This is a genomic window from Nonomuraea sp. JJY05 (assembly GCF_043496855.1).
Lineage (GTDB): Bacteria > Actinomycetota > Actinomycetes > Streptosporangiales > Streptosporangiaceae > Nonomuraea.
The window spans coordinates 381,245-408,196 of record NZ_JBIEIS010000005.1 but is presented as its reverse complement, the minus strand read 5'-3'; the positions used below and the strand labels follow the sequence as shown (position 1 = coordinate 408,196).

Sequence of the window (26,952 nt, the reverse complement as noted above, 5' to 3'; positions counted from 1 at the left end):
TCTTGGCGAGGGTGGTCTTGCCGGAGCCGTTCTCGCCGACGAAGGCGATGACCTCGCCGCGTTTGATCTCGATGGAGACCTCGCGCAGGGCGGGCTCTTCGGCGCCGGGGTAGGTGAAGGTGACGTCGGTGGCCGTGATGTGGTCGAAACCGGCCGGGACCTCGGCGGCGCGGTGGCCGGTGAGGCGGCGCTCGGCGTCCTCGCAGAACTCCAGGAAGTCGGTGAAGTAGAGGCCCTGCTCGTAGAGGCGGTTGGTGGCGTACAGGAAACTGCTCAGCGAGGACTGGCCCGATCTGATCGCCAGGACCGCGGTGCCCGCCACCGCCAGCGGGATCGCCGCCACCGCCAGGAGCACGCCGAGGGCGACGTAGACGAGGGCGGAGCCGAGGCCGCCGAGGGCCTCGCCGACCAGCCGGGCGAAGGCCTGGCGTCTGGCCAGTTGGAGCAGGACCTCCTGCTCGGCCCTGGCCACGGCGTCGTACATGCGCAGCAGGAAGCCGCGCATGGTGAACGAGCGCACCTCCGCCGCGGCCTCGCGCTCGGCCAGCAGCTCCGCGATGATCCACTTGCGGCGGCGGGCCGGGATCAGGCCGTACATGGTCGAGTAGCGCATGCGCGCGCTGCGGACGGCCGCCCAGGCGTCGGGCAGGACGGCGAGCAGCAGCAGTGGCAGGAGCACCGGATGGAGCAGGCCGAGCACGCCGGCCGCGGCCGCGATGCCGACCGCGGCCGTGACCACGTCGATGGCGGACGACACCACCGAGTCGGCCACGGCCGCGCCCCGGCCTCTGGCGCGTTCGAGGGCGTCGTGGAACTCCGGGTCGTCGTAGGCCACGAGCTCCACCCGGCTGGTCAGCCCGTACAGGCGCTCCTCCGTCAGCCGGGTGATCTGCGGGGTTAGGCGTGACTCCGCCCAGCCCGCGCCGGCCTGAACGGTCGTGCGCAGCACGGCCGCGCCACCGACCAGGACGAGGCTGGGCAGCGCGGCCATCACGCGATCGGGGGTGGGGCCCTCGCTGAACAGGGCCGTCAGCACGCCGGTGGTCGCCAGCAGGCCGAAGGCCGTGAAGACGCCGCCGAGGAGGTTGAGCGTGATCGTGGCCAGGGTGTCGCGCCGGCTCGCGCCCCAGGCCATGCGCATCGCCTGTGTCACGAGCGACGGCAGCCGCCTGGCGATGGCCAGGAATCCGACCTCCGCCATCTTGTCGTTGTGAACATTCCAGGTGGGGGTGGCGATCTCGCCGAGTTCGAGAGGCTCATCCTGCATGCTCTGAGTATGCGGTCGGCCACTGACAGTTTCGATTCGACTGCGCTTCGCGACGGCCGAGGCTCCGCCATATCACCGCGATAGGGGCAATCTGGTACCTCTTCCAGGGGCGGAGGGCGTGCATACCGTGGCGGCACCCCCAACTCCCGGAGGAGGCTCCGTGCCAAGACCCCTTCGTCTCGCGCTCTCCCTCTTACTCGGCCTCACGTTCCTGCTGGTCACCGCGCCCGCGCAGGCCGCGGCCCTGGTCAGGGTCGTCAGGTACGACGCGAGCAGGGCGGCCGAGTTCGTGTCCGTGGTGAACCAGGCGGCCCAGATCTGGAACTCCAGCGTCGTCAACGTCCGGCTCGTCCAGGGCACGCCCGCCGACTTCGTCGTGTACGCCGACAACGGCTGGCCGCGCGCGCTGCCCACCAGCCTGGGCCGCGGCACGGTCTGGATCGGCAGGCAGGCCACCACCCAGGGCTACAGCCCGCTGCGCATCTCCACCCACGAGATCGGCCACATCCTGGGCCTGCCCGACCGGCGCACCGGGCTGTGCTCCGACCTGATGTCGGGGTCGAGCGCGCCCGTGAGCTGCACCAACGCGAACCCGAGCGCCGCCGAGCGGGCGGAGGTCGACCGCAACTTCGCCGGCAGCACGCCGCAGGTCGAGTTCGACCGGCTGCACGTCGACCGCTGACCGGTCCCGGGGTGACGGCGCATGCCGCCGTCACCCCACAGGCATAGCCGGGCAGCAGGCCGGTGCCGCCGTCACCCCACAGGCGTAGCCGGACGGCAGGCGGGTGCCGGCGTCACGCGCAGGCGTAGCCGGACGGCAGGCGGGTGCCGGCGTCACGCGCAGGCGTAGCCGGACGGCAGGCGGGTGCCGGCGTCACGCGCAGGCGTAGCCGGACGGCAGGCGGGTGCCGGCGTCACGCGCAGGCGTAGCCGGACGGCAGGCGGGTGTCGCCGTTCGGCCGGGTGCCCTGGAAGCCGAACGACGTGCTGGCCCCCGGGGCGAGCGAGCCGTTGTGCGCGGCGTTGCGGGCGGTGACGGCCTGGCCGGCCGTGGTCATCGTGACGTTCCACGACCCGGTGACCGCGTGCCCGGGCGGCAGCGTGAAGGTGACGCCCCACCCGGCCAGGGGCGTGGTCCCGGTGTTGGTCACCGTGACCTGGACGACGTACCCGGTGCTCCACTGGCTCTGCACGGTCGCGGTCGCCGTGCAGCCGCCCGTCTGACCGCCGCCGCCCGTCGTCACGCTCACCGTTCCCGAGCGCGGCGATCGGTTGCCGGCGGCGTCCCTGGCGTACACGGCGAAGGTGTACGACGTGCTCGCCGCCAGCCCCGTGACGGTGGCCGAGGCCGTCGCGCTCGTGGCCACGGTCGTCTCCGTCGAGCCCTGTACGCGGACCACGTCGTACCCGGTCACCCCCACGTCGTCGCTGGAGGCGGCCCACGTCAGGGTGGCGGACGAGGAGGTGACCGCGGAGGCCGTGGGCGTGCCGGGCGCGGTGGGCGGGGTGGAGTCTCCCTGCGCGTACCCCAGCCCGAACCCGTACGGGAACAGCGGCGTCTTCCCGTCCCCGGAGTTGATCGGCTGCTGGGACGCGCTGCTCATCCACGTCACCGGCAGCTTGCCGGTCGGCTGCACGGTCCCGAACAGCACGTCCGCCACGCCCTGCCCCTCGGTGCCCGGCAACCAGGCGGCGACCAGTGCGTTCCAGCCGGACAGCTGGGAGGCGATGTCGAGGGGGCGGCCGGAGACCAGCACCACGACGACCGGGACGCCGGAGGCGCGCAGGTTCGCGATGGTGTTGAGGTCCGCGGCGTCCAGGCCCAGGCTGCCGGTCCGGTCGCCCTGGCCCTCGGCGTACGGCGTCTCACCGACCACCGCGACGGCGACGCGGTAGGAGGAGTCGATGCCGGTGCCGTCCTGGCTGTAGGTGACGGTCGTGCCGGAGCCCGCGCTGTTCCTGATGCCCTGCAGGATGGTGGTGCCGGGAGTGATGTTGCCGGAGGAGCCCTGCCAGGTGATCGTCCAGCCGCCGCTCTGGTGGCCGATGTTGTCCGCGCTCCTGCCCGCCACGAAGATCTTGCCGCTGCGGGCGAGCGGCAGCACGTTGCCGGCGTTCTTCAGCACGACCTGCGACTTCGCGACCGCCTCGCGGGCCAGCGCGCGGTGCGCGGCGCTGCCCACGGTCGAGGTGTACGAGCGGTCCGTCAGCGGCTTCTCGAACAGCCCGAGTTCGAACTTCTTGGTGAGGATGCGCCGAACGGCGTCGTCGACCCTCGCCGTGGTCACCCGGCCGGCCTGCACCTCGGCCCGCAGCAGGTCGATGAACTGGCGCCACGCCGTGGGTACCATCACCATGTCGATGCCCGCGTTCACGGCGGTGCGCACGTCGAGCGCGGACGTGCCCGGGGCGCCGTCGATCTGGTCGACGCCGTTCCAGTCGGAGACCACGAACCCGGAGAAACCCAGCTCGCCCTTGAGCACCGTGGTGATCAGGTACTGGTGTCCGTGCAGCCTGGCGCCGTTCCAGCTGCTGAACGAGATCATCACCGAGCCGACCCCGCGCTCCACCGCCGCCCTGAACGGCGGCAGGTGGATCGCCCGCAGGTCGGCCTCGGACAGCTGGGTGTCGCCCTGGTCCACCCCGCCCGTGGTGCCGCCGTCGCCGACGTAGTGCTTGGCGGTGGCGAGCACGGACGCGGGGCCGTTCAGCGTGGCGCCCTGCAGGCCCGTGACGATCGTGGCCATGGACGAGGGCAGCTCCGGCGTCTCGCCGAACGACTCGTACGTGCGCCCCCACCGGTCGTTGCGGGCCACGCACAGGCAGGGGGCGAAGTCCCAGTCGACGCCGGTGCCCGACACCTCCTCGGCCACCGCCCGGCCGATGCGCTGTACCAGGGCGGGGTCCCGGGTGGCGCCGAGGCCGATGTTGTGCGGGAAGATCGTGGCGCCGACGACGTTGTTGTGGCCGTGCACGGCGTCCGCCCCGTAGAGGAGGGGGATGCCGAGCGGCGTGGCCAGGGCCGCGTTCTGGAACCCGTCGTACATGTCCGCCCAGGACGCGGCCGTGTTGGGCGACGGGGCGGAGCCGCCGCCCGACAGCACCGAACCGAGCCGGTACGTGGTGATGTCGGAGTTGCTGACCGAGCCGCGTTCGGCCTGGGTCATCTGGCCGAGCTTCTCGTCCAGCGACATCCTGGACATGAGGTCTGCCACCCGGGTGGGCACCGGCAGGCTCGGATCCTGATAGGGGGCGGCCCCGAACAAGGACGCGGCGGACGCCCGGGGAACGACCAGTCCGGCGGCGACGAGCAGCGGCACGGCCGCCCTGATCGCCCACTGTCTGCTGCTCATGGCACGTCCAGAGGTTGTGGGAGCCGTGATTGGGAGCGCTCCCACAACTCTAGGACACGCCGGCGCCGCCGCCCAGGGCCCGCCTCGCACCCGCGACCCTCAGCAGCGGAAACGAGGTGAAAGTTTCACCCCTGCTCACGGGCGAACGGCGGCGGCGCGGCCGGGTCCTGGAGCGGACCGCTGAGCTGGATGTTGGCGATGACCCAGCGCTCGCCCTCCTTGACGGCGACCAGCGTCAGCCGGAACGAGTCGTTGACCTCGTGCCCCCTGACCGAAGTGCGCTGCTCCTGCACACCGCCCACGATCGCGGTGTCGCCGTGGAGGCGCACCTGCGGGTCGAGGATCTCGAAGTGGTGGTTCTTCAGGTCCCCCCGGTGCCGGCCGGCCCACTGTCGTTTGTCCAGCTTGAACCCCACGGGACCTATTCCCGCGAAGTCCTCGCCGAGGAGGTCGCCGAAGGCGTCCGCGTCGCCGTCGAACTCGGCCTGCGCCCAGCGGCGGACGAGGTCGAGAACCTGCTCCTGGCTGCTCATGATCTGCCCCTCTCTTAACCGGGGAAAGAATCCCCACTTACAATCTGGCACGGCATCGATGGTGGGCACAACCCCAACCGGGGAGTTTTCCCCCATATGCTGGAGGGTGTGATGACCAAGCCCATGCGGGCCGACGCGCGGCGCAACCTGGAGCAGATCCTGCTCGCCGCCCGCGACATGGTCGCCGAGCGCGGCCCCGACGTCCCGCTAGACGACATCGCCCGGCGCGCCGGGGTCGGGAGCGCCACGCTCTACCGCCGCTTCCCCGACCGCGACGCCCTGCTCCGCGCGGTCGCGCTCGACGCCCTGACCAGGACGGCCGCCGCGGCCAAGGCGGCGGCCGAGGAGGAGCGCGAGCCGTTCGAGGCGCTGGCGCGCTACCTGCGCGCGGCGCTCGAACTGCGCGTCTCAGCCGTGCTCCCGGCCCTGCTCGACGCGGTGGACCCGGCGAACGACCCGCTGCTGTCACCCGTACGCGAGGAGTCCGCCCGCACGATACGCCGGATGATCTCCGACGCCCACGCGGCGGGCACGCTGCCGGAGGGCGTCACGTTCATGGACATCACGACCATGCTCGTACGGATCGCCCGCCCCCTCCCCGGACTGCTCCCGGACGAGGCCAACCACGCGCTCGCCCGGCGCCACCTGGAGCTGTTCATCCACGGCCTCCGGGCGATGGGGGCGGCGTGAAACTTTCATCGCGGCTTTACCGCCTGTGAGGATGTGCAGATAATACGCGGAGGAAAGCGCTTTCCGACGACCTTTGGAGGCACCCGGCAGACGGAGAGCACTATGCCCTTCACCTCGTTACGCGCCCCACGCTGGACGGCCGTCCTCGTGGCGGCCGCGATCGCCGTACCGTCGATGCGGGCCGTTCCCGCGCAGGCGGTGGCCGCCGACGGGCCGACCGGTTTCGCGGCCGTCAACGCCCTCGGCCAGAACGGCACCACCGGCGGCGCAGCCGGCAGGACCGTCACCGCCACGAACGCCGAGCAGTTCCTCGAGTACATCGACAGCCTCGAACCCCTGGTCATCCGGGTGTCGGGGACGATCTCGATCACCAGCAAGCAGGGGGTGCGGCCCAACAAGACCATCGTCGGCGTCGGCAACACCGGCCACATCACCGGCGGCGGGCTGGACTTCTACCGCTCGTACAACGTGATCGTGCGCAACCTGCGCTTCACGAACGCCGAGGACGACGCGGTCAACATCGGCCAGCAGTCCCACCACATCTGGATCGACCACAACACGTTCTCCGGCGCGGTGGACGGGTCCGTGGACATCGTCAGGGGCGCCGACTACGTCACCGTCTCCTGGAACCACTTCGACCATTCCGACAAGTCCATGCTGATCAGCCACTCGGACGGCGCCGCCGGCACGGACGTCGGCCACCTCAAGGTGACCATCCACCACAACTTCTTCGACCACAGCCGCCAGCGGCACCCGCGCATCAGGTTCGGGGAGCCGGTGCACATCTACAACAACTACTTCCTGGGCAACGAGCTGTACGGGGTGGCCTCCACCGAGAACGCCGGGGCCGTCGTCGAGGGCAACTACTTCGAGAACGTGCCGCACCCGCTCTACTCGGCCAGCGGGTACGCCGACAGCGGCCCCGGCCGGGCCGTCCAGCGCAACAACGTCTTCGTGAACTCCGGCACGCCCGAGACCGCCGGATCCGTCGTCGAGCCGGACACGTACTACGGCTATACCGTCGACCCGCCGCAGAACGTCCCGGCGGCGGTCCGGGCCGGGGCGGGTTACGGCAAGATCACCCCCGTGGTGGCGACCGCCGCCGCGACCCAGCTCCACGTCGCCACCAGCGGGAACGACGCCAACCCGGGCACCCTCGACCGTCCGCTCGCCACCATCCAGCGGGCCGTCGACCTCGCCCAGCCCGGCACGGTCATCTCCGTCCGCGGCGGCACGTACGCGCTCACGTCCAACATCCAGATCATGAAGAGCGGCACCTCGTCCAGCCCCATCACGCTGGCCGCGTACGGCACGGAACGGGTCGTGATCGACGGCGAGGCCCTGCCGAACACGCCGGCCCCGGTCGGCGGCAGCATCCCCAACGCGCAGCGCGGAGCCATCCACATGGAGGCCTCCTACTGGCGCATCACCGGCCTGGAGATCGCCAACGGCCCGTACGGGATCTTCTGCCGGGGCTGCAACAACAACGTCTTCGACCGGCTCGTCACCCGCGACAACTATGAGTCCGGCCTGCACATCCAGGCCGCCTCCGGCAACAACCTCATCCAGAACCTGGACAGCTACGGCAACCGCGACCCGCGCAAGAACGGCGAGAGCGCCGACGGCCTGGCCATCAAGGAAGGCAGCGGCACCGGGAACGTGGTGCGCGGGGCCCGGCTGTGGAACAACTCCGACGACGGGCTCGACGCGTGGGAGTTCCTGTCGCCGATCCGCATCGAGAACAGCGTCGCGTACGGCAACGGCTTCAACCGCTGGAACCTGCCCGACTACACCGGTGACGGCAACGGCTTCAAGCTGGGCGGCGGGGACGAGGACCTGCCGGCCGCGCACGTCGTCAGCAACAGCATGGCCTTCCGGAACGCGGTGGGCGGGTTCATCGACAACGCCAACCCCGGGGCGCTGTCGCTGACCCGCAACACGGCCTGGCGCAACGGCGGGACCGGCTTCGACCTCGCCGACGCCGACGGCACCCTCACCCGCAACCTGGCCGCCACCAACGCCAAGGCGGTCGACCTGGGCTCGTCGTCGTCGGGCAGCGGCAACTCCTGGGACCTCGGCGGCACCTGGGACGACAGCTCCCTGGCGAGCACCGACCCCTCCGCCCTGACCGGCCCCCGCCGCCCCGACGGCTCCATCCCCTCCTCCACCTTCCTCCGCCCCAAGAACGGCGCCGACGTAGGCGCCCGCTTCTGACTCCCGCTCCCGCCGCCGGGCCCACCACGCGCCCGGCGGCGGTACGGGGCGACGGCGGTGGTGCAGCGGGTTGGTCCACCCTCTTTCCTGACAAGATCCGGCCCTGTATGTTCGATCCGAAAGAAAGTTTCACCAATGGAGGATCGTTGGGCAAGAAGCTTCACATTCTGGCATTACCGGTCGCCGCCGCGGCCCTGGCGCTGACGGCCGTCCCCGCGCAGGCGGCCGACGGCTATGACCGCTGCCCCGCCAACTACTACTGCCTGTTCTCCGGCCTGGACGGCACCGGCGACATCGTCCAGATCCAGAGCAACACCCCGGACCTGGCGGCCCTCAACATGGCCGACCGCGCCAAGTCCGACTGGAACCGCACCAGCTCGACCATCCACCTCTACTCGGAGGCGAACTACGGCGGCTGCTCGGCCGTGACCAGCGCCGGCGGGAAGGGCAACTTCTACACTCCGTTCCGCGACTTCTTCGACTCCGTCCGTTTCGACGGCCCGAACGGACCGTCGTGCTTCCCCCCTGAGGGGGCGACCGTCAAGGCGGCACAGACCGACTCGCACGGCTGATCACGGCCTGAGTGCCGCCAGGAAGCGGTCGGCCTCCGCGGCGAGCCGCGGCAGGTCGGCCGCCGGGTCGGCGGAGCGGGCCAGCAGCATGCCGCCTTCACACAAGGCGCCGAAGACGAGCTGCGCGCGCATGGACAGGCCGCCATCGGCCACGGACCCGACCACCAGGGGCACGTCGCCATCGGCCGCAGGTGCGACCATCCCGGGCCGGTCTCCATCGGCCGTCTGCCCTACCCCCGCCGCCTGCTCGCCCGCCGTCGCGAGGTGGAGGCCGGCGAGCAGGACCCGTAGCGTGTGGGCGTACTCGATCTCGCGGACCGCCTCCCACCCCAGCACCGACGGCGCGTCGAGCAGGACGATCTGCCGGAACCCCGGGTCGAGGCAGCGCTCCAGGAAGGTGCGGCAGCCGCGCCGCAGCGCCGCCCAGGGGTCGGGCTCCGACAGGGCCGCCCGCTCCACAGCGGCGGCGACCTCCTCCTGCTCCCCCACGAACGCCGCCCGGAACAGCGCGACCTTCCCGTCGAAGTGGTGGTAGGCCGCCCCCTTGGTCACCCCCGCCGCGGCGGCCACCGCGTCGATCGACGTGAGCGCGTAACCATGGGCCCCGAACAGCTCCCGCGCGGCCCGCACCAGCCGCCCCGTCGTCTCATCCGATCGCTCTGCCTGGGTACGGCGGATCATCGTGCTCCCGTTGACTTACATACTCGCGGTACGTAACTTCGAAGAACAGTTACGTACCGCCAGTATGAAACATGGAGGTGAGTCGTGTCCCCCTCGTCCTCATCGCGCATCGCCGTCTACGGTGCCACCGGCCACACCGGACGCCTGGTCGCGGCGGAGCTCCGCGCCCGCGGCAAGGAGGTCATCCTGGCCGGTCGCGACGACGGAGCGCTCAAGGCCCTGTCCGACGAGCTCGGCGGCGCTGCCGTGCACCAGGCCCCGCTGGACGACCCCGCAGCGTTACGCGCGCTCGCGGAGCAGGCGACCGTGCTGGTCCACTGCGCGGGCCCGTTCACGCACACCGGCAAGGCCGTCGCCACGGCGGCGGCCGAGGGCGGCTGCCACTACGTGGACCACGCCCTGGAGCAGCACCACACGAAGTGGATGTTCGACACGATGCAAGAGCCCGCGAGGAGCGCGGGCGTCACCATGGTCACGGCGATGAGCTTCTACGGCGGGACGGGCGACCTGCTCGCCGCCGCCGTGGCAGACGGCCTGACGGACGTCGAACGGGTGATCACCGCCTACGCGGTGTCCGGCTGGCGGCTGACCACGGGGGCGAAGCAGACCGCCGAGCTGCTGTTCGCCGACACCCGGCGCATCACCTACAGCGACGGCGAGCAGCACGTCGGCTACGTCGAGCCGCGCAACGCCGTCTTCCCGTTCCCGCCGCCGCTCGGCCCGCGCACGATGATCGCCCCTGTCCCGTTCTCCGAGGTCGTCACCGTCCCCAGGCACGTACGCACGCGAAGGGTCGAGGCGCAGCTCACGGCGGACACGTTCCAGGAGGAGCAGGTGTTCACCAGCGAGGACGCGGACGCCGAGACCCGGGCGGGCTCCGCGTTCACGGTCGCCGCGCAGGTGATCACCCCGGACGGCGGTCGCGCCGGTCAGGTCAGCGGGCGCGACCTGTGGCGCATGAGCGCGCTGACCTCGGTGGAGGCCGCCGTCCGCCTGGCCGCGAGCCCGGGGAGCCCTGGCGTCTACGGCCCGGCCGAGGCGTTCCCGACGGAGCCGTTCCTGCGCGACCTGGAGCGGCTCGGCCTGTTCACCCTCATCCTGCCGAAGAGGCCGGACAAGGAGGAGGAGCGATGATCTTGGTCACGGGGGCGGCCGGCGGCCCGCAGGGCTCGACCGGCCGGCACGTCACGAACCTGCTGCTGGCGCGCGGCGAGGCGGTGCGCGCCTTCGTGCACTCCGACGACCACCGGGCCGAGGAGCTGCGCAAGCTCGGCGCCGAGGTGGTGGTCGGCGACCTCAGGGAGATCACGTCGGTGCGGCCCGCCATGCGCGGGATCAGCAGGGCGTTCTTCACGTATCCGGTGACAGCGGGGCTGCTCGACGCCGCCGGCGTGTTCGCCGCCGCGGCCAGGGAGGAGGGGGTGGCGCGGGTCGTCGAGGTGTCGCAGCTCGACGCGTCCCCCGAGGCCCTGACGCCGCGGATGCGCAGGCACTGGGTGGCGGAGCAGGTGTTCGACTGGGCCGGGGTGGGCGCGGTGCACCTGCGGGCCGCGGTCTTCTTCGAGAACCTGTCCTTCGCCGTCTCGGGCGGCACGCTGGCGCTCCCGCTGGGGCCGCGCGACACGCGGATCCCGCTGGTCGCGGGCGAGGACGTGGCCAGGGTCGCCGCCGGGCTCCTGCTCGACCCCGGCCCCGCCGACCCGGTGTGCCTGGTGACCGGGCAGATGGCGACGATCGGCGAGGCGGCGGACGCGCTCGGCGTCCCGTACGCCGACCTGCCGCCCGAGGAGTGGGAGGCGCGGGCGATGGGCGTCTACGGCGACCCGTACACGGTCGAGCACCTGACGCATCTGTGGGCGATCTTCCGCCTGATCGGCTCCGGCGACCACCCGCTCTTCCGGGTCACCGAGAGCATCGAGCGCTACGGCGGCCGCCCGCCCATGACGCTGCGGGAGTACGCCGGATAAACGGGGAAACCCCCGGCCGAGGAGCGGCCGGGGGTTTCCGTGCGGACGAGGATCAGCCGGTGAAGCCGACCGACGTCCAGTCGATGTACGCGTAGCCGCGGGCGCCGTAGTTGGCGATCGTCTTCTTGACCACCTTGATCTCGGGGCGCTGGTACAGCGGGATGGTGTGCACCAGGTCCCAGATCATCTTGTCGGCGGCGTTCGCCAGCTCGTTGGCCTTGGTCTGGTCCGTCTCGTTCCCCACGGCCTCGATGGCCTTGTCGAGCTCCGGGTCGTTGCTCTTGGGGAAGTTGCTCTCGGAGCCGGTCTTGTAGATCTGCGGCAGGCCGCCGAGCGGCAGCGGCGTGCCGATCCAGGAGAACGGCACCAGGTCGAAGTCGCCCTTGATGATGTAGTCCGTGAAGAACTTGTCATCGGGGACCGGGCGGATCTCGATCTTGATCCCGGCCTCCTTGAGCATGGCCTGGGTGAGCTCGCCCTCCGTCTTCGCGGTCGGCACGCCGGCCGGGATGACGAAGGTCAGGTCGAACTCCTTGCCGTCCTTCTTGCGGTACTCGCCTTCCTGCTTCCAGCCGGCCGCGTCGAGCAGCTGCTTGGCCTTGTCCAGGTTGTACTTGCCGATGTCGCCGGAGTTGTCGACGTAGGCCTTGTGGTTGTTCATGAAGACGTGGTTGCCGAGCGTCTGGATCGGCCAGTCCATGTCCTTCAGGTCGGACTGCGTGATCACCTCACGGTTGATCGCGTACGCGACGGCGTGCCGGACGTTCTTGTCCTTCAGGAACTCGCTCTGGTTGTTGACGGTGATGTGCCGCCAGTTCGGGCTGAGCGACTTGCGGACGTCCGCGCCGGGAACCTCCTTGGCCCGCTTGAGGTCGGCCGGGTTGCCCGCCTGGATCGCGACCTCGTCGAGCTCGCCGTTGGCGAAGGCGTTCACCTCGGCGGCGGGCGTCTCGATCGTGCGGAAGATGACCTTGTCGAGCTTGGGCTTGTTGCCCCACCACTTGTCGTCACGCACGAGCGTGAGCGTCTTGGTGCCCTCGTCGAGCTTCTCCACCTTGAAGGGGCCCGAGGTGACCGGGATCTTCTGCAGGTAGTCCTTCTCGTACTTCTCCGGGTCGAGCATGTGCGAGGCGGGGAAGAGGTGCGAGGTGGCCCGGTTGAACATGCCCTGCCACTCGAGATACGGCTTGGCGAAGGTGATGACGGCGACCTTGTCCGTGTCGCCCTTCTTCACCGACTCGATCTTGTCCCAACCGTCCGTGGAAGCCGGCTTGTACTTCTTGTCCTTGCCGTTGTTGATCTTCCAGGCGGCCTCGAGGTCCTTCCACGTGATCGGCGTGCCGTCCGACCACACGGCCTTGTCGTTGAGCGTGTAGGTGACGACCTGCTTGCCGTCCACCATCTCGTTCTTGACGTCGGTGACGTAGTCCTTGTTCGGCGTGAAGTTGGCCTCCGCGTCGGCCATCATCAGCTGGGGCATGAACACGTCGAGCATGTCGGCCGTGTCGGCCTGGTTGCCGTCGACGTGGTTGCCGTTCCACTGGCTCGGCCACTGGCCGACCGCCAGGGTCAGCGTGCCACCGTCCTTGACCTGCTCGTACGGCACCGGGTTGATGCTGATGGCCGGGGTCTCCGCCATCTGCTGCTGGGCCTGCTGAGACTGCTCGGCGCTCGGCTTCTTGCTCTCGCTGGCACCGCCGCCGCAAGCCGCCACGGCCATCGCCAGGACAGCGAGCCCTGCCGCCGCCCGGTATCGAACCTTCACTCTTCCTCCTGATTGTCCGAGGCCGTGATGACCTCGATCTCCTCCGCGTAGTGGCAGGCGGCGCCGTGATCCACGGCGTTCGCGAGCCGGGCAACCGAGGGCTCCTCATCCACGCACCGCCGCCGCTCCCCCTCGCCGAGCTGGGCGAACTTCGGACAGCGGGTGCGGAACCTGCAGCCAGACGGCGGGTCGGCCGGGCTGGGCAGGTCGCCTTCGAGCAGGATCCGCACCCGGGTGCGCTCCATCTCGGGGTCGGGCAGGGGGATCGCCGACAGCAGCGCCTGCGTGTACGGGTGCGCGGGATGGTCGTAGACGTTCTCGACCGTCCCGATCTCGGCGATCCTGCCCAAGTACATGACGGCCACGCGGTCGGCGAGGTGCCTGACCACGGCCAGGTCGTGGGCCACGAACAGGTACGACAGGCCCAGCCTGTTCTTCAGCTCCTCCAGCAGGTTGATCACGCCGGCCTGGATGGACACGTCGAGCGCCGACACCGGCTCGTCCAGCACCAGCAGCTTCGGCTCCAGCGCGAGCGCGCGGGCGATGCCGATACGCTGCCGCTGGCCGCCGGAGAACTGGCTCGGATAGCGTTCGGCGTGCTCGGGCGAGAGGCCGACGAGCTGCAGCAGCTCCGCCACCCTTGCCGAGGCGTCCTTCCTGCCGTGCGCGCGCAGCGGCTCGGCGATGATGTCGCCGACCGGCATGCGCGGATCAAGCGCGGCCATCGGGTCCTGGAAGACGATCTGCAGGTCGCCCCGCAGCGCCTTGCGGGCGGCCTTGTCCAGCTTGGCGCTGTCCTTGCCGAGCACGACGACCCGCCCGCCCTGCGGCGGCTGGAGCTGCATGATCTGCTGGAGCGTGGTGGTCTTGCCGCAGCCGGACTCGCCGACCAGGGCCAGCGTCTCGCCCTCGGCTATGTCGAGGCTGATGCCGTCGACCGCGAACACGGTGCCGACGCGGCGCTTGAAGACCGCGCCCTTCATCAGCGGGTAGTGCCTGATCATGTCGTCGAGCTCGAGCACCGTGGCGCGCTCGGTGCGCGGCACGCGTACCACGTCGCTCGGCGGGATGACCGGCACGGGGAACACGTCGGCCCCCGTCAGGCCCTTGTGCTCGATCTCGTGCGAGCGGATGCACGCCACGTGGCGACCGCCGCCGAAGGGGGTCAGCGGCGGCTCCTCGTCGTCGCACATGTCCACCTTCATCGGGCAGCGCGGCGCGAAGGGGCAGCCCGGCGGCAGCGCCGACGGCGACGGCGGGTTGCCCTCGATGGGCACGAGCGGCCCCTCCTCGCCGTCGATCCTGGGGATCGAGGCGAGCAGGCCCATCGTGTACGGCATGCGCGGCCGGTAGTAGATGTCGTCCACCGGCCCCTGCTCGACCGGCCGGCCGGCGTACATGACCAGCACCCGGTCGGCCATGCCCGCGATGACGCCCAGGTCATGGGTGATCATCACGATGCCGGCGCCCGTCTCCCGCTGCGCGGTCTTGAGCACCTCCAGCACCTGCGCCTGGATGGTCACGTCGAGCGCGGTCGTCGGCTCGTCGCAGATCAGCAGGTCGGGGTCGTTGGCGATGGCCATGGCGATCATCGCCCGCTGCCGCATGCCGCCCGAGAACTCGTGCGGGAACGCCTTGGCCCGCAGGTCCGGGTTCGGGATGCCGACCAGGTCGAGCAGCTCGACGGCCCGCTTGGCGGCCTTGTCCTTGGCCATCTTCTGGTGGACGCGCACGGCCTCGGCGATCTGGTCGCCGATCGTGTAGACGGGCGTGAACGCCGACAGCGGATCCTGGAAGATCATGCTGATCGCCTTGCCGCGCACCTTGATCAGCTCGTCCTCGTCCATGCCGAGCAGCTCACGGCCGTGCAGCTTGACCGAGCCGCTGACCGCGGCGCTGCGCGGCAGCAGGCCCATGACCGCGAGCGAGGTCACGGACTTGCCGGAGCCGGACTCGCCGACGATGCCGAGCACCTCGCCGCGCTCGACCTCATAGCTGACGCCGCGCACGGCCTCGATGCCGCCGGAGAAGGTGACGGTGAGGTCCTTGACCTCCAAGATGCTCACGAGTTGCTCCCCGGGTCGAGTGCGTCACGCAGACCGTCGCCGATCAGGTTCACGGCGAGCACCATGGCCACCAGCAGGCCGGCCGGGAAGACGAACAGCCATGGGTAACCGGTGGCGTTGCGCGAGCCCTCCGCGATCAGCGTGCCGAGCGAGACGTCCGGCGGCTGGATGCCGAAGCCGAAGAAGGACAGCGCCGCCTCGCCGATGATCGCGCCACTGACGTTGAGCGTGGCGTCGATGATCAGCAGGGAGGACAGGTTGGGGACGATGTGCCGGAAGATGATCTTCCAGCGCGGGATGCCCATGTAGACGGCGGCCAGGACGTACTCCCGCTCGCGCAGCGCGAGCGTCATGCTGCGCACCACCCTGGAAGTGATCATCCAGGAGAACGCGGCGAGCAGCACCACGAACCAGAACCAGGAGCCGCCCTTCAACCTCGGCGAGATGATCGCGATGATCAGGAAGCTGGGCAGGACCAGCAGCAGGTCCACACCCCACATGAGCATCTTGTCCGCCCAGCCGCCGAAATATCCGGCGAACGCTCCGACCACCGCGGCCAGGCCGGTGGCGATCAGCGCGACCAGCAGGCCGACGATGATCGACTTCTGCATGCCGCGGAGCGTGACCGCGTACATGTCCTGGCCGATCGAGGTGGTGCCCCACCAGTGGTCGGCGTCGGGGGCCGACAGGAAGGCCATGAAGTCCTTGTCCGTCCAGTCGTACGCGCCGATGTAGGGGCCGACGTACGCCAGCAGGACCAGGAAGATCATGGCGGCGATGCCGTAACGGGCCTGCTTGTTGCGGAACAGGCGCCGGAGGACGACTTTCGAACGCATCTCAGCTCACCCGCACCCGAGGATCGAGGGCCGCCACCAGCACGTCGGACAGGAACCCGGCGAACAACACGCACACCGCGGCGAAGAAGGTCACCGCCGCGACGGAGTTGACGTCGTTCTGGTTGATCGAGTCGACCAGCCAGGCGCCCATGCCGTGCCAGTTGAAGATCTTCTCGGTGAAGGTGGCCCCGGTGAACAGCGTGCCGAAGGCGAACGCGAAGTACGTCGCCGAGGGGATCAGCGAGGTGCGCAGCGCGTGCTTGATCAGCGCGGTCCTGCGCCGCAGGCCCTTGGCCATGGCCGTGCGGACGAAGTCCTGACCCAGCACGTCGAGCATCATGTTGCGCTGGATGCGGCTGTAGAACGCGATCGAGCCGAGGCTGAGCGAGATCGTGGGGAGGATCAGGTGGTTCAGCCGGTTGAGGAACTGGTCCCAGCCCGCCAGCTTCGGGTTGTACTCGCCGGTGTACTCGATCAGCGTGAACCCGAGCCCGTCGTTGAGGCTGTACGTCGCGATGGCCAGCACCGTGGCCAGCACGAACACCGGGATCGCCATGATCACGAAGGAGCTGACGCCTATTAACCGGTCGCTGAACTTGTACTGCTTCACCGCTGAGATCGCGCCGAACGCCACCCCGACGGCGAAGCCCACCAGCGTGCCGATGAGCAGCAGTCGCAGGCTGACCATGATCCGGCGGCCCATCTCGTCGTTGACCGAGCCGCCGTTCCAGGTCTTGCCGAAGTCTCCGGTGATGACGCCCTTCGCCCAGGTCCCGTACCGCACGAGCACCGGAACCTTGTCGTTCAGGTTGTAGGCATCGAGCGTGGAGTCGATGACGGACTCGGCGATGGGAGGCTGGCGGGCCTCATACGCGGCTCGCGGGTTCATGGTGGTGGCCGCGAGCATGTAGGCGAGACTCGCCGCGATGGCGACCAGGACCACGTTTATTGCCAACCTGCGAAGCAGGTACTTGCCCATTACTCTCCGTTCGCGCTGACGGGGGGCGCACACGTCCGGGCCGGAGTGGCGTCCCCGCAACGAAAACCCGTCTCGCGGCACAAAAACCACTTGCAACGAGATGGCGATCAACGCGCAGAATATAAGGAAAGATGTAACAGTCAGAAACCGTCCGACATAACGGTAAGGTCACTCGCAATAGATCGACAAGACCGGAACGATCGCTTACCACACCCCCTCTGACCTGCGGAAACGTCCCGCTTTAGGGAGACTTTTCCGGATCCATCCGGGGGCTTGTGTCACGAAATCCGGACATAAATTGACGACTACGCAAAGTGATCCACTTCACGTTGATCTCATCGTCAAGTGAGTTCGGACAGCACCTTGCCGGCGTCCGTCGCACCCCCGCGGGCCGAGCGACGGGCGACCTCGCCTCCTCGGCCGCCGGCGCCTCGGCGAGGACCAGGCACGTCGCTGCCCGTCAGCTCGGGACGCCACCGCTCCATGGCACGCGAAAACCGTCCCCGTGCGCGCGAAAGGGCCGTCCGCCCTCACTGTGGGCACCGGTTTACTCACCGAGAGAATTCGCAGTGTTCTCTCCAGTTGACGCCCTTTACAGCACACCGGTCGCGAGGGATCATCTCTCTAGAGAGCTTGAGTCTGATTAGGCTGGACAGCCGGTTAGAGGGGCCTCTTGTCGGAAATTGTTGACCACGACCCCATTATCTCCCTCGCCTCTCCCGAACTCCTGGTCGACCCCTATCCCTGGTACGGGAACCTCCGCCGGGAAAAACCCGCGTTTTTCTACGACCGACTTAACTCATGGGTTTTCAGCCGGTACGACGATTGCGTCTCCGTGCTGAAGGACAGCACGAACTTCGCCGCCGACTGGCGCCGGGTCGGCGAGGCGATGCCGCCACGGGCGATCAACATGCTGACCCTGGACCCGCCGGAGCACACCGTGGTCCGCCGGTTGTTCATGGAGGCATTGCGCGCGCAGGACCACGCGGCCCTGGAGCACATGATCGCTCAGCACACGACCGAACTGCTGGCCGCACTCGCGCGCCGCCCGTCGTTCGAGTTCCTCACGGAATTCGCCGAACCGCTGGCGCTCTCGACGACCTCCGCGTACCTGGGCGTGCCGATGCCGGATCCGGCCTGGGCCAGCCGGGCCGCCCGCGACATCGTCGCCGGGATGGACGCCGGGCTCTGGCCGGAGCGGGGGCGACCCGTACTGGCCGCGCAGGAAGAGCTCGCCGTGCTGGTCGACGGCTGGCTCGCCGATCCGCCGCCCTCCGGCGTCGTCGGCGTCATCGCGCGGCGGGCGGCCGGCAGCGGCGTGGCCCCGGACATCGTCGCCAACACCGTGCGGGGGCTGCTGTTCAGCGGCTACAGCTCCGGCAGCAAGCTGCTCGGCCTGGTGGCGATCGCCCTGCTGCACCAGCGGGCCACCGAGCTGGAGCGGTTCCGCGCGGCCGACACCGCACGCGCCGTGGACGAGATGGTGCGCTTCGCCTCCCCGATCCAGGCGGTGGCCCGCGCCTGCGTGCACGACACCGAGGTGGGCGCGACCACGGTACGCGCGGGCCAGGCCGTCACGCTGCTGCTGGGCGCGGCGAACCGGGACCCCGCGCGCTTCCCCGACCCGGACACGGTGCGGCTGGACCGGCATCCCAATCCGCATCTCGGCTTCGGCCGGGGCCCGAAGTCCTGCCTCGGCTCCCCCTTTACAGCCATCTTCACCCGGGTGGTGCTCGGCGTCCTCGCCGAGCATTATCCCGGCATCAGGGCGCGCGGCGCGCCGACGTATTTCCCGAACCTGACCGCCCGCAGCATTGAGCGTTTCGAGGTTGCCCTTCGGTGAAGGAGGTTTACGTGCTGAAGGTCGTCGGAGCATCGTTCGGGCGGACCGGGACCTCTTCGGTCCGATTAGCGCTGGAGACCCTCGGATTCGGCCCCTGCCATTACATGAAAGAGCTTTTCGCCGACCCCGCCCATGCCCGGGAATGGCTGCGGATCGCTGACGGCGGAAAACCCGACTGGAAACTGCTGCTCGATGGTTTCACCTCGACGATCGCCTGGCCGGCGGCATTCTACTGGCGGGAGCTGGCCGCCGCCTTCCCCGAGTCGAAGGTCCTGCTGATCGTGCGGGATCCGGCCTCGTGGTACGCCAGCATGAGCCGCACCCTGTATCGCACCAGACCCGCGGGCACCAGGGAGGAGACAGCCGTCCGGGACCAGGTCATCGAGAAGATCGTCTGGCAGGGGACGTTCGCCGGACGGTTCGAGGACCGCGACCACGCCATGGGCGTCTACCGGGCCCATCTGGACGAGGTGCGCGAGGCCGTGCCCTCGGAACGGCTCGTCGAGGTCGAGCCGTCGCATGGCTGGGAGCCGCTCTGCGCGGCGCTGGGAGTCGACGTGCCTGACCTGCCCTTCCCCATGGCGAACACCACCGGCGAATATCTGCGCCGCGCCGAGCGGGCCGGGGTGCTCCCGCCACGGTGAGAGAGGACAGGTAAGTGGCGCTCACCGTTTCATCCACCGCCGACCCGTACGGAGTGGTGGCAGCACATTGGGACGACCTGCACACAGGCCCGCGATCAGCCGCGCTGGTCTCCTTCTTCGCCGACCTCGCCCCGCCCGGCGGGCACGCGTTGGAGATCGGCCCGGGCACCGGCCGGATGACCCTGGCGGTGGCCGAGCGCGCGGCGGGCGTGCACTGCCTGGAGCCCTCCCCGGGGATGCGGACGGTGCTCATGACCAAGCTGGCCGGGCGGCCGGACCTGCGGCACCGGGTGACCGTGCTCGGCGGCGCCGCGCCGGACCTGCGGCTCGGCCGGCGCTTCGACTACGTCTACCTGGCCGCCGTGCTGCAGGACGTGCCGCCGCAGGCGCGCCGGCCGCTCTTCGCCTACCTGGCCGGACACCTCGCGCCGGGCGGCGTGCTGGCCATGGACATGGTGACCGACGAGGCCGTACCCGACCATCCCGAGCGTGAGATGCGCGGCGCGCACCAGGGAGAGTGCCGCTACACCCTGTCGGCGGCCGTCCGGCCGCTCGGCCCCGACCTGGCCGGGGTGCGGCGCGTCTACCGCACCTACCACCTCGACACGCTGGTGGCCACCGAGACCGTGGAAGGCGACTACCACCTCCATCGGCCCGCCGACGTGCTCGCCGACCTGCGCGCGGCCGGGCTGAGCGCCGTGGGCGGCTCGGTCGTCGCCGACGAGGCGACCCCGCTCGACGACAAGGGAACGCTGATCGCCCGGCACGACGGCCGGCTTTGAGCTCGAGGCCCCCCGTGGACGTCCCGCGGCCACCTGCCAGGTTGCCGGGCGCCGTTCAGGCCTCGGAAACCGTCCATCGGACCTCGATGGGCGGCGGCGACGAGTCAAGGAGGTGCGCCATGCGGTACTGGTACTGACAATTCACACCGTGGCCTGATCCTGTGCGATCAGGCCACGGCCTGGCCCGGGCAACGACACGAACGGGGGTCATCCGATGCCGCAGTCCCACGACACCGAGGTGCTGGTCGTCGGGGGCGGCCTGACCGGGTTGTCCTGCGCGCTGTTCCTGGCCCATCACGGCGTACGGTGCACGCTCGTGGAGCGCCATCCCGACCTGCTGAGCCACCCCAGGCAGCGCAGCCTGGTCCCCCGCCTCATGGAGATCTACCGGCAGGTCGGGCTGGAGCCCAGGATCCGGGAGAACCGGGTGGACTTCGCCGGCGCGGCCGAATACGTGGCCGTCCGCGCGGAAACGCTGGCCAGTGCGCGGCACCTCCCCATTGATCAGCAGGACGACACCGCCCGGACCGCCGCCTTCAGCCCCTGCACGGGCACGCCCATCGATCAGAACCGGGTGGAGGATCTGCTGCGGATCAGGGCGCGCGAGCTCGGCGCGCGGATCCGGTTCGGCACCGAGGTACGCGGCCTCTCCCAGCACGAGGACGGGGTGGAGGCGCGCCTGCGCGATCTCGACGGGCTGGAGCATCGGCTCGTGGCCCGGTACGTCGTCGCGGCCGACGGCGGGCGCAGCCCGATCCGGCACGGCCTCGGCATCCCGATGGAAGGACCCGTCGACTTCTTCCGCCTGCTGACGCTCATGGTCGACGCCGACCTCCGTCCCGCGCTGGCCGGCCGCACCGTGCACATGGCCTTCCTCGAACGCCCCCGGCCGAGGACGTACCTGATGGCGCTGGACCGGACCGGTCAGCGCTGGGTCTTCGGCACCACGGACGATCCGGACGGCGCCGGGCCGGACGAGGACGAATGCGTCGAGCTGGTACGTGCCGCGGCCGGCCTGCCGGCGGCGCGGGTGACGCTCCGGCCGCAGATACCCGGCACCGCCAGGACCGTCCTGCGGTTCGAGGTCGGCGCGGCCGTGGCGGCCGCCTATCGGAAGGGGCGGGTGTTCCTGATCGGCGACGCGGCGCACCTGATGCCGCCGACCGGGGGATTCGGCGGTGTCGTGGGCGTGGAGGACGCGCACAACCTGGCCTGGAAACTGGCCGCCGTCGTCCATGGTCACGCCGGGGGGCGGCTGCTCGGCACGTACGAGGACGAGCGCCGCCCGGTCGCCGAGTTCGCCCTGCGGCAGGCGCTCGCGCGATACCGGTCCCGCCTGGAACAGCTGCCCATGACCGATGAGGTGCCGGTGGACCGCTCTACCGTGATGATGGGGCACCGCTACCGGTCGACGGCGGTGATCGGCGCCGAGAGCGATCCACCCGGGCCGGTGGAGGTCTCCGGCCTGTGCGGGGAGCCCGGCACCAGGGCGCCGCACCTCCCGCTCGCCGGCCCCGGTGAGCGATCCACCATCGACCTGTACGGCGCCCACTTCGTCCTGCTGACCGGCCACGACGGCCAGGACTGGGTGACGGCGGCGGGCAAGCTGCCGGTGCCGGTGACCGCCCGGCGGCTGGAGATCGGCGGCGCGGCGGCACGGCACGGCATCGGTCCGAGGGGCGCGGTGCTGGTGCGACCGGACGGGTTCGTGGCCTGGCGCAACCCTGGACCGGCCGCCGACCCCGCCGCGGAACTGCTCGCCGCGCTCACCGCCGTCCTGTCCGCGCCGCCCCCGGGATAGTCACGGCATCCACTTGCCGCCCGCGACGTCGATCGTGAGCCCGGTGAGCCAGGACGAGGCGTCGGAGGCGAGGAAGGCCGTCACGTTCGCGACGTCGAGCGGGGTGCCGAGCCGCCCGAGCGGGTGTTCGGCCAGCATGCGCTCCTGGTATTCCCGCGGCATGCGCTCCGCCAGCCGGTCCGTCATGATCGTCGAAGGCGCGACCGCGTTGACCCGGATCCCGGTGGGCCCGAGCTCGTGCGCCAGCTGTTTGGTCAGCGCGATGATCCCGGCCTTGGCCGCCGTGTACGCCACGGAGGCCGAGGTCGGGGTGCGGGCCGCCAGCGACGACATCGTGATGATGGAGCCGCCGCGCCGCTCTCTCATGCGCGGCAGGAAGCCCTTGATCACCAGGAACGTCGAGGTGAGGTTGGCGTGCACGGTGGCGTGCCAGTCCTCCTCGCTCGTCTGGTCGATCGGCCGCGGGATCCCGGACCCGCCACCTGCGAAGATCGCCAGCACGTCGACGGGGCCGAGCCTGCGCTCGACCTCCGCCCGCATCTCCTCGACGGCGGCGAAGTCGGTGGTGTCGGCGGCGATGCCGAGCGCCCCGCCGCCGATGCTCTTCACGGCCGCCTCGATCGCCCCGGGGTCGCGCCCGTTCACGACGACCCGCATGCCCTGCTCGGCCAGCACCCGGGCGGTCTCCCGCCCGATCCCCCCGGAACCGCCGGTGACCAGCGCTACCTTGCCCTTTAGATCCGAATACATCATGATTTCCACTCCCTCACCGACTCGCGGCCGTTCCCTTGCGAGACAACGTTGCCCTGTGCGGGGGCCCGGCGCATCAAGCGCGAGGGGCGTTTCCGGCTGCGCCCGCAAGTGTGTGCCAGGGGCGCGGTCTGTACTCCGTAGGTCGTACGCGAGGGTATGTCAGGGCAGCGGCGCGGAGCATGTAGTGGTCACAGCACCGGTGTGATGTCGGTGTGAACGAAGTCGTCGCCCTTGAAGAGCAGTGGCTCATGACAATCTCTTGCCAGCGCGTAGGAGAAGCAGTCGCCGTAATTCAGCCCGGCCTTGTGACCGCTCCCCCTGCCATAGTCCCAGTAGGCCCGGCGTGCGATGCGTGCCTGGTGCGATGTGACAGGCACGATTTCGACCTTCATCCTGCTCAGAAAATCGTCCAGGAGCCGGGAAGCGGCCGGATCGCGCGTACGCTCGACCACGGCGGCCACCTCCAGATATGTCGCGGCCGACATCCGACGCAACGCGGCGGCTCGGATGGCTTCGGTGAAGGCGGCGGCATCCGGTTCGCCCTTGAGGATCGCGACGATCGCGCTGGTGTCAATGATCACGCGGGAAGCCCCGTCTCGGAGTCATACAGGAAGTCGGTGGACAGGTCCGCATCACCCAATCTTGAACGGATCTTCGCGGCGAGCGCGAGCAACTCTTCCGCCATCGTGGCGTCTTCCTCCTCCAGGCGCTTGGCGAGCAGACGCTCACGCTGCTCACGCAGGGCGGAGATGACGGCGGCGGTCTTGCTCTCTCCCGTGAGCGCGCTGATCTCCGCTGCCAGCCGCTCGGCCTCAGGATTTTTGATATTCAGGCTCACAACCCCTCCCCTTTCTACCCTGTCCTTACTCAGATTCTACTCCTTCTACCATCGGCCCTTCAGCGTGCGACGGCCAAGAAGTAGTCGTCGCCGCCGACCTGGCCGCCCTTCAGCGCCACTTCGAGCCCGTCGCATGCAGGATCGTCCGAGGTCAGCACGCATACCGGGGCGCCAGGGGCCAGTGCGGCGACCACGTCCAGGGAGCGGGCGCCGAGGGCGGCCACGACCTGGCCCGAGGTGTCGCCTCCCGCCACCACCAGCCGCCCGACCAGCCCGGCCCGGACGGCCACCGAGGCGATCCGCCCGAGGAGGCCCCCGATGGCCGCGGGGTCCCGGGCCGGGCCGCGGGTCGACTGGACGATCGTGTGACGCCCCGCCCCCAGGCTCTCCGCCACCTCGGCGAGGAGCCCCGCGAAGGAGCCACCCGAGCCGACGGCCCCGCCTCGAAGGCCGTCGGAGGCGTCCAGCACGCGCCATCCCGCCCGCTCGGCCGTGTCGATCTGGCGGGCGGTGCTCGGGGAGCGGCTGCCCGACACGACCAGCACGGGCGCGGCCGGGCCGAGCGGTTCGGGCCCCCGGTGCTCCCCGGCGCCGCCCGACAACTCCGCGCCGCCCGACACCCCGGCGCCGCCCGGCCCGCCAGCCGCGCCGCCCGCCGCTACGTGGGCGGAGGCGAAGGCGTAGCTCAGACCGCCGGAACCGACGCAGTACAGCGGCCCACCGCGGCTCGTCGCGTCGGCGAGCAGGAGGCGGCCGAGGGCGCGGACGTGGTCCTCGGTCTGGGCGTCCGCCACGAAGGCGGCGTTCTCCCCCAGCTCTCGGTACGTCTCCTCCGACGGCACGGGCCAGGCGGGCAGCCAGCCGACGCGGCCAACGCCCTGCTCGGCCAGCCGAACGCGGAGGTCGGCTTCCGAGGCGGGGGTGATCGGGTGGTCGCGCATGGGCGGGTACCGGTCGAGCCGGTGGACGTCGGCGCCCGAGCGTACGAAATGGTTCGCGAACCACGTGTAGCGCCCGAGCTCCGGCTGGGCGGCGAGCACCGGGACCGGGCCCCGGGACAGCCCGTCACGGCGGAGGGCCGCGACGACCGCCCCGATGCTCCCGTGCGCGGGCGAGGAGTCGAACGTCGAGCAGACCTTGTACTGGATGACCAGCGGCCGCAGCGCCGCCACGGCCTGGAGCGCGGGCAGCGCCACCGACACGGGGTCCGCGGACGCCCGGGCGGTGGTGGCGACGCCGATGACGTCGTCCGCGCCGTGCAGCCGGGCCGTGTCCGTGACCAGGGAGCCGGTCAGCCCGAACCGCCTGAACTGCCACAACGCGTCGGTCGCCCCCGTGAAGTCGTCCGCGACGAAGGCGAACAGCGTCACGACCGCACCACCCCGGCCCGCGTCACTTGCGGATCACTCCCTCGAAGTGCTTCAGCGCCGCGCGCAGCTCCGGCTCGTCCACCTCGTCCAGCGGCACGCCCGCCACGGAGGCCGCCCAGGCCTGGCGCATGCTGGTGATCCCCGCGGCCGGACCGTCCGGGTGGCCGAGCACGCCGCCCCCGGCCAGCACCAGCAGGTCGGTGGTGCCCGTACGCTCCAGGGCGACGGGCGCGGTGCCGGCCCACTGGGCGGACGACAGCACCGGCAGGCAGGGGAAGCCGCCGAGCAGCGGCTCCCGGACCGCGGCCACCGTGGCGGCGACCTCGTCGTCCGTGACGTAGAACTTGCTGTGGAACCCGCCGCAGTGCAGCTGGTCGACCCCGGCCAGCCGGGCCAGCTTCTGGTACGCCACGTGCCCGATGCCGAGCCCCGGGTGGCGGGCCAGCGCGCCGATGCCGGTCACGTGGCCGTGGATCGGAACCCTGGCGTGCCGGCGCAGCATGGCGACGGCCGGGAAGCCGACGACGTTGAGGTTGACCATCACGCAGGTGCCGCCGGCGGCCACCACCAGGTCGTGGTTGCGCAGCATGCGGTCGGGCTCGTCGCTGATGTTGAACGCGTACATCGGCCGCCGCCCGGTCCGCCGCTCCACCTCGTCCAGGGCGGCCGTCACCGCGCGGATCCGCTCGGCGAGCGGGGCGGGCGGGCAGTCGGCGTTCACCTCGTCGTCCTTGATGAAGTCGGCGCCGGCCAGGCCGAGCTCGCGCACCAGGTCCACGTAGTCGGCGGGGCGCAGCCCGACGTTCGGCTTGACGATGGTGCCGATCAGCACGCCTTCGGGACGGCCGGCCAGCCGCCGGGTGCCCTCGACGGCGAACCCGGCCGGCAGGTACGCCTGCCCGAAGGCCGCGGGCAGCTCCAGGTCCACCAGCTTGAGCCCGGCCAGCTCGCGCAGCTCGTAGAGGTTGCCGGCGACCACCGGGAGCAGGTTCGTGAGCGAGGGCCCGGTGTTCGCCAGCGGGAAGCCGATCTTGACCAGGGCCGCCGTCAGAGGTCCGTCCCCGATCGCCCCCGGCAGGGGCTGCGAGCCGGGCGGGATCTCCGTGACGGACAGCACCACGGCACTGTGGCGGGCGCGTAACTCGTCGGTCTCGCCGCGAACGCTGACGAAGGTGCCGGTGCTCTGCTCTCCCGCGATCGCGCTCACCGCCTGCTCCAAGGGGAGGCGGGTGAGCACCCGGTACGTCGCGACCGTGAGGTCGCGGTCGCCGCTCACAGCACGGCCGCCAGGTGCTCCATGGCGAGCGGCGGGCTGGCGAGGATCGGGACCGGGGCCTCGACCGTACCGGCCACGCGGGCCATCGACGCCTGGGCCAGCACGATCACGTCCACCTCCGCGCCCAGCGCGGCCAGCGCGTCGGCCACCCGCGCGTCGTGCGTGGCGGCGTCCCCGCCCATCAGGGCCTCGAACGCCCCCTCGCACACCCTGGCCGTCAGCGAGACCTCCTTGTCCGAGGCCGTCGCGCGACGGCGGACCAGGTCGGCGGTGGGGTCGAGGGTGGTGGACAGGGTGGCGAGCACGCCGATCCGGCGGCCGAGGGCCACGGCGCGGTCGGCCATCGGACGGTCCACCCTGGTCACCGGCACGCCCGTCAGCGGCTCGGCGGCCTCCACGGCGGCGCCGATCGAGGAGCACGTGACCAGGATGTGGTCGGCCCCGGCCGCCTCCGCGGAGCCGACGTGACCGGCCACACGGCGGGCTGTCTGCGGGGTGAGGTGGCCGGCGGCGATGGTGTTCTTGATCAGGCTGTCGTCGACGATGTTGAAGGTCTCGACTCCCGGCAGGTGCTCGGCGCACAGCTTGGCGAACACGTCGACCAGGGTCGCGGAGGTGTGGATCAGTCCCAGCCTCTTCGTCATGAGCCTCACTTCATCCGATGAAATGTCATCTTCATCGGATGAAATGCTATGAAAAATCGGGCGGGAGCGGTAGCGTCC

General features: G+C 70.5%; 24 protein-coding genes. 10 read left to right on the top strand and 14 right to left on the bottom strand.

Translation table 11 applies throughout. The features are described from left to right. A partial coding sequence (locus tag ACFKCF_RS09615; RefSeq protein WP_394492613.1) for an ATP-binding cassette domain-containing protein occupies positions 1-1,267 on the bottom strand: 1,267 nt, incomplete at its 3' end. 160 nt (positions 1,268-1,427) lie between these two features. Here ACFKCF_RS09615 and ACFKCF_RS09610 point away from each other — a divergent pair. Further along, a complete protein-coding gene (locus ACFKCF_RS09610; RefSeq protein ID WP_364852317.1) occupies positions 1,428-1,949 on the top strand; it encodes a snapalysin family zinc-dependent metalloprotease in 522 nt (173 codons plus the stop codon). A 232-nt stretch (positions 1,950-2,181) separates the two neighbouring features. Here the strand turns inward: ACFKCF_RS09610 and ACFKCF_RS09605 are convergent, their stop codons facing one another. Both ACFKCF_RS09605 and ACFKCF_RS09600 read right to left on the bottom strand, forming a co-directional pair. Further along, positions 2,182-4,620, bottom strand: a complete 2,439-nt coding sequence (locus ACFKCF_RS09605; protein ID WP_394492612.1) for a glycoside hydrolase family 3 N-terminal domain-containing protein — start codon at positions 4,618-4,620, stop codon at positions 2,182-2,184. 125 nt (positions 4,621-4,745) lie between these two features. Beyond that, positions 4,746-5,153: a nuclear transport factor 2 family protein gene (locus ACFKCF_RS09600; protein WP_394492611.1), complete on the bottom strand. Its 408-nt coding sequence runs from the start codon at positions 5,151-5,153 to the stop codon at positions 4,746-4,748. 111 nt (positions 5,154-5,264) lie between these two features. Here ACFKCF_RS09600 and ACFKCF_RS09595 point away from each other — a divergent pair, with 111 nt between their 5' ends. From ACFKCF_RS09595 to ACFKCF_RS09585, 3 genes are all read left to right on the top strand, one after another. Continuing rightward, complete coding sequence (locus tag ACFKCF_RS09595) at positions 5,265-5,843, top strand: TetR/AcrR family transcriptional regulator (protein WP_394492610.1); 579 nt, start codon at positions 5,265-5,267, stop codon at positions 5,841-5,843. Positions 5,844-5,945: 102 nt separating this feature from the next. Further along, complete coding sequence (locus ACFKCF_RS09590) at positions 5,946-8,057, top strand: right-handed parallel beta-helix repeat-containing protein (RefSeq protein ID WP_394492609.1); 2,112 nt, start codon at positions 5,946-5,948, stop codon at positions 8,055-8,057. Between the two features lie 146 nt (positions 8,058-8,203). After that, positions 8,204-8,629: a peptidase inhibitor family I36 protein gene (locus ACFKCF_RS09585; RefSeq protein ID WP_394492608.1), complete on the top strand. Its 426-nt coding sequence runs from the start codon at positions 8,204-8,206 to the stop codon at positions 8,627-8,629. On the opposite strand, the gene ACFKCF_RS09580 is transcribed toward ACFKCF_RS09585, so the two are convergent. Then, positions 8,630-9,310: a TetR/AcrR family transcriptional regulator gene (locus ACFKCF_RS09580; RefSeq protein ID WP_394492607.1), complete on the bottom strand. Its 681-nt coding sequence runs from the start codon at positions 9,308-9,310 to the stop codon at positions 8,630-8,632. It lies immediately after the preceding gene. An 84-nt stretch (positions 9,311-9,394) separates the two neighbouring features. On the opposite strand from ACFKCF_RS09580, the gene ACFKCF_RS09575 reads away from it, so the two are divergent. Together ACFKCF_RS09575 and ACFKCF_RS09570 are read left to right on the top strand one after the other, a co-directional pair. Beyond that, complete coding sequence (locus ACFKCF_RS09575; RefSeq protein ID WP_394492606.1) at positions 9,395-10,444, top strand: saccharopine dehydrogenase NADP-binding domain-containing protein; 1,050 nt, start codon at positions 9,395-9,397, stop codon at positions 10,442-10,444. Next, complete coding sequence (locus ACFKCF_RS09570) at positions 10,441-11,277, top strand: NAD(P)H-binding protein (RefSeq protein ID WP_394492605.1); 837 nt, start codon at positions 10,441-10,443, stop codon at positions 11,275-11,277. Before ACFKCF_RS09575 ends, ACFKCF_RS09570 begins: the two co-directional genes overlap by 4 nt. A gap of 52 nt (positions 11,278-11,329) precedes the next feature. Here the strand turns inward: ACFKCF_RS09570 and ACFKCF_RS09565 are convergent, their stop codons facing one another. Genes ACFKCF_RS09565 through ACFKCF_RS09550 form a run of 4 tightly spaced genes read right to left on the bottom strand, consistent with a single transcriptional unit; the run spans position 11,330 to position 16,923 of the window. Further along, on the bottom strand, positions 11,330-13,042 hold the full coding sequence (locus tag ACFKCF_RS09565) for an ABC transporter family substrate-binding protein (RefSeq protein WP_394492604.1): 1,713 nt from the start codon (positions 13,040-13,042) through the stop codon (positions 11,330-11,332). Further along, entirely contained in the window at positions 13,039-15,108 is a 2,070-nt protein-coding gene (locus tag ACFKCF_RS09560; RefSeq protein WP_394492603.1) for a dipeptide ABC transporter ATP-binding protein, read from the bottom strand. The genes ACFKCF_RS09565 and ACFKCF_RS09560 overlap by 4 nt, the downstream gene beginning before the upstream one ends. Then, on the bottom strand, positions 15,105-15,944 hold the full coding sequence (locus ACFKCF_RS09555) for an ABC transporter permease (RefSeq protein WP_394492602.1): 840 nt from the start codon (positions 15,942-15,944) through the stop codon (positions 15,105-15,107). The genes ACFKCF_RS09560 and ACFKCF_RS09555 overlap by 4 nt, the downstream gene beginning before the upstream one ends. A gap of 1 nt (position 15,945) precedes the next feature. Next, a complete protein-coding gene (locus ACFKCF_RS09550; protein ID WP_394492601.1) occupies positions 15,946-16,923 on the bottom strand; it encodes an ABC transporter permease in 978 nt (325 codons plus the stop codon). An 835-nt stretch (positions 16,924-17,758) separates the two neighbouring features. On the opposite strand from ACFKCF_RS09550, the gene ACFKCF_RS09545 reads away from it, so the two are divergent. The 4 genes from ACFKCF_RS09545 (at position 17,759) to ACFKCF_RS09530 (ending at position 21,993) form a co-directional block, all read left to right on the top strand. Continuing rightward, positions 17,759-18,766, top strand: coding sequence for a cytochrome P450 (locus ACFKCF_RS09545; RefSeq protein ID WP_394492600.1), 1,008 nt, complete (start codon positions 17,759-17,761; stop codon positions 18,764-18,766). Between the two features lie 11 nt (positions 18,767-18,777). Beyond that, positions 18,778-19,410, top strand: coding sequence for a sulfotransferase family protein (locus ACFKCF_RS09540; RefSeq protein WP_394492599.1), 633 nt, complete (start codon positions 18,778-18,780; stop codon positions 19,408-19,410). A gap of 14 nt (positions 19,411-19,424) precedes the next feature. Beyond that, the gene (locus ACFKCF_RS09535) at positions 19,425-20,192 is read left to right on the top strand and encodes a class I SAM-dependent methyltransferase (protein ID WP_394492598.1); all 768 of its coding nucleotides are present in this window, start codon (positions 19,425-19,427) and stop codon (positions 20,190-20,192) included. A gap of 214 nt (positions 20,193-20,406) precedes the next feature. After that, positions 20,407-21,993 (top strand): FAD-dependent oxidoreductase, encoded by a 1,587-nt coding sequence (locus ACFKCF_RS09530; protein ID WP_394492597.1) that lies wholly within the window; start codon positions 20,407-20,409, stop codon positions 21,991-21,993. On the opposite strand, the gene ACFKCF_RS09525 is transcribed toward ACFKCF_RS09530, so the two are convergent. The 6 genes from ACFKCF_RS09525 to ACFKCF_RS09500 form a co-directional block, all read right to left on the bottom strand. After that, positions 21,994-22,746, bottom strand: a complete 753-nt coding sequence (locus ACFKCF_RS09525) for an SDR family NAD(P)-dependent oxidoreductase (RefSeq protein ID WP_394492596.1) — start codon at positions 22,744-22,746, stop codon at positions 21,994-21,996. A gap of 188 nt (positions 22,747-22,934) precedes the next feature. After that, positions 22,935-23,327: a type II toxin-antitoxin system VapC family toxin gene (locus ACFKCF_RS09520; protein ID WP_394492595.1), complete on the bottom strand. Its 393-nt coding sequence runs from the start codon at positions 23,325-23,327 to the stop codon at positions 22,935-22,937. Continuing rightward, complete coding sequence (locus tag ACFKCF_RS09515; protein WP_394492594.1) at positions 23,324-23,584, bottom strand: type II toxin-antitoxin system VapB family antitoxin; 261 nt, start codon at positions 23,582-23,584, stop codon at positions 23,324-23,326. Before ACFKCF_RS09515 ends, ACFKCF_RS09520 begins: the two co-directional genes overlap by 4 nt. A gap of 59 nt (positions 23,585-23,643) precedes the next feature. After that, positions 23,644-24,954 (bottom strand): four-carbon acid sugar kinase family protein, encoded by a 1,311-nt coding sequence (locus tag ACFKCF_RS09510; protein WP_394492593.1) that lies wholly within the window; start codon positions 24,952-24,954, stop codon positions 23,644-23,646. Between the two features lie 22 nt (positions 24,955-24,976). Continuing rightward, positions 24,977-26,230, bottom strand: a complete 1,254-nt coding sequence (locus ACFKCF_RS09505) for a RuBisCO large subunit C-terminal-like domain-containing protein (protein ID WP_394492592.1) — start codon at positions 26,228-26,230, stop codon at positions 24,977-24,979. After that, on the bottom strand, positions 26,227-26,874 hold the full coding sequence (locus ACFKCF_RS09500; protein ID WP_394492591.1) for an aspartate/glutamate racemase family protein: 648 nt from the start codon (positions 26,872-26,874) through the stop codon (positions 26,227-26,229). The genes ACFKCF_RS09505 and ACFKCF_RS09500 overlap by 4 nt, the downstream gene beginning before the upstream one ends. Between the last annotated feature and the right edge of the window lie 78 nt (positions 26,875-26,952).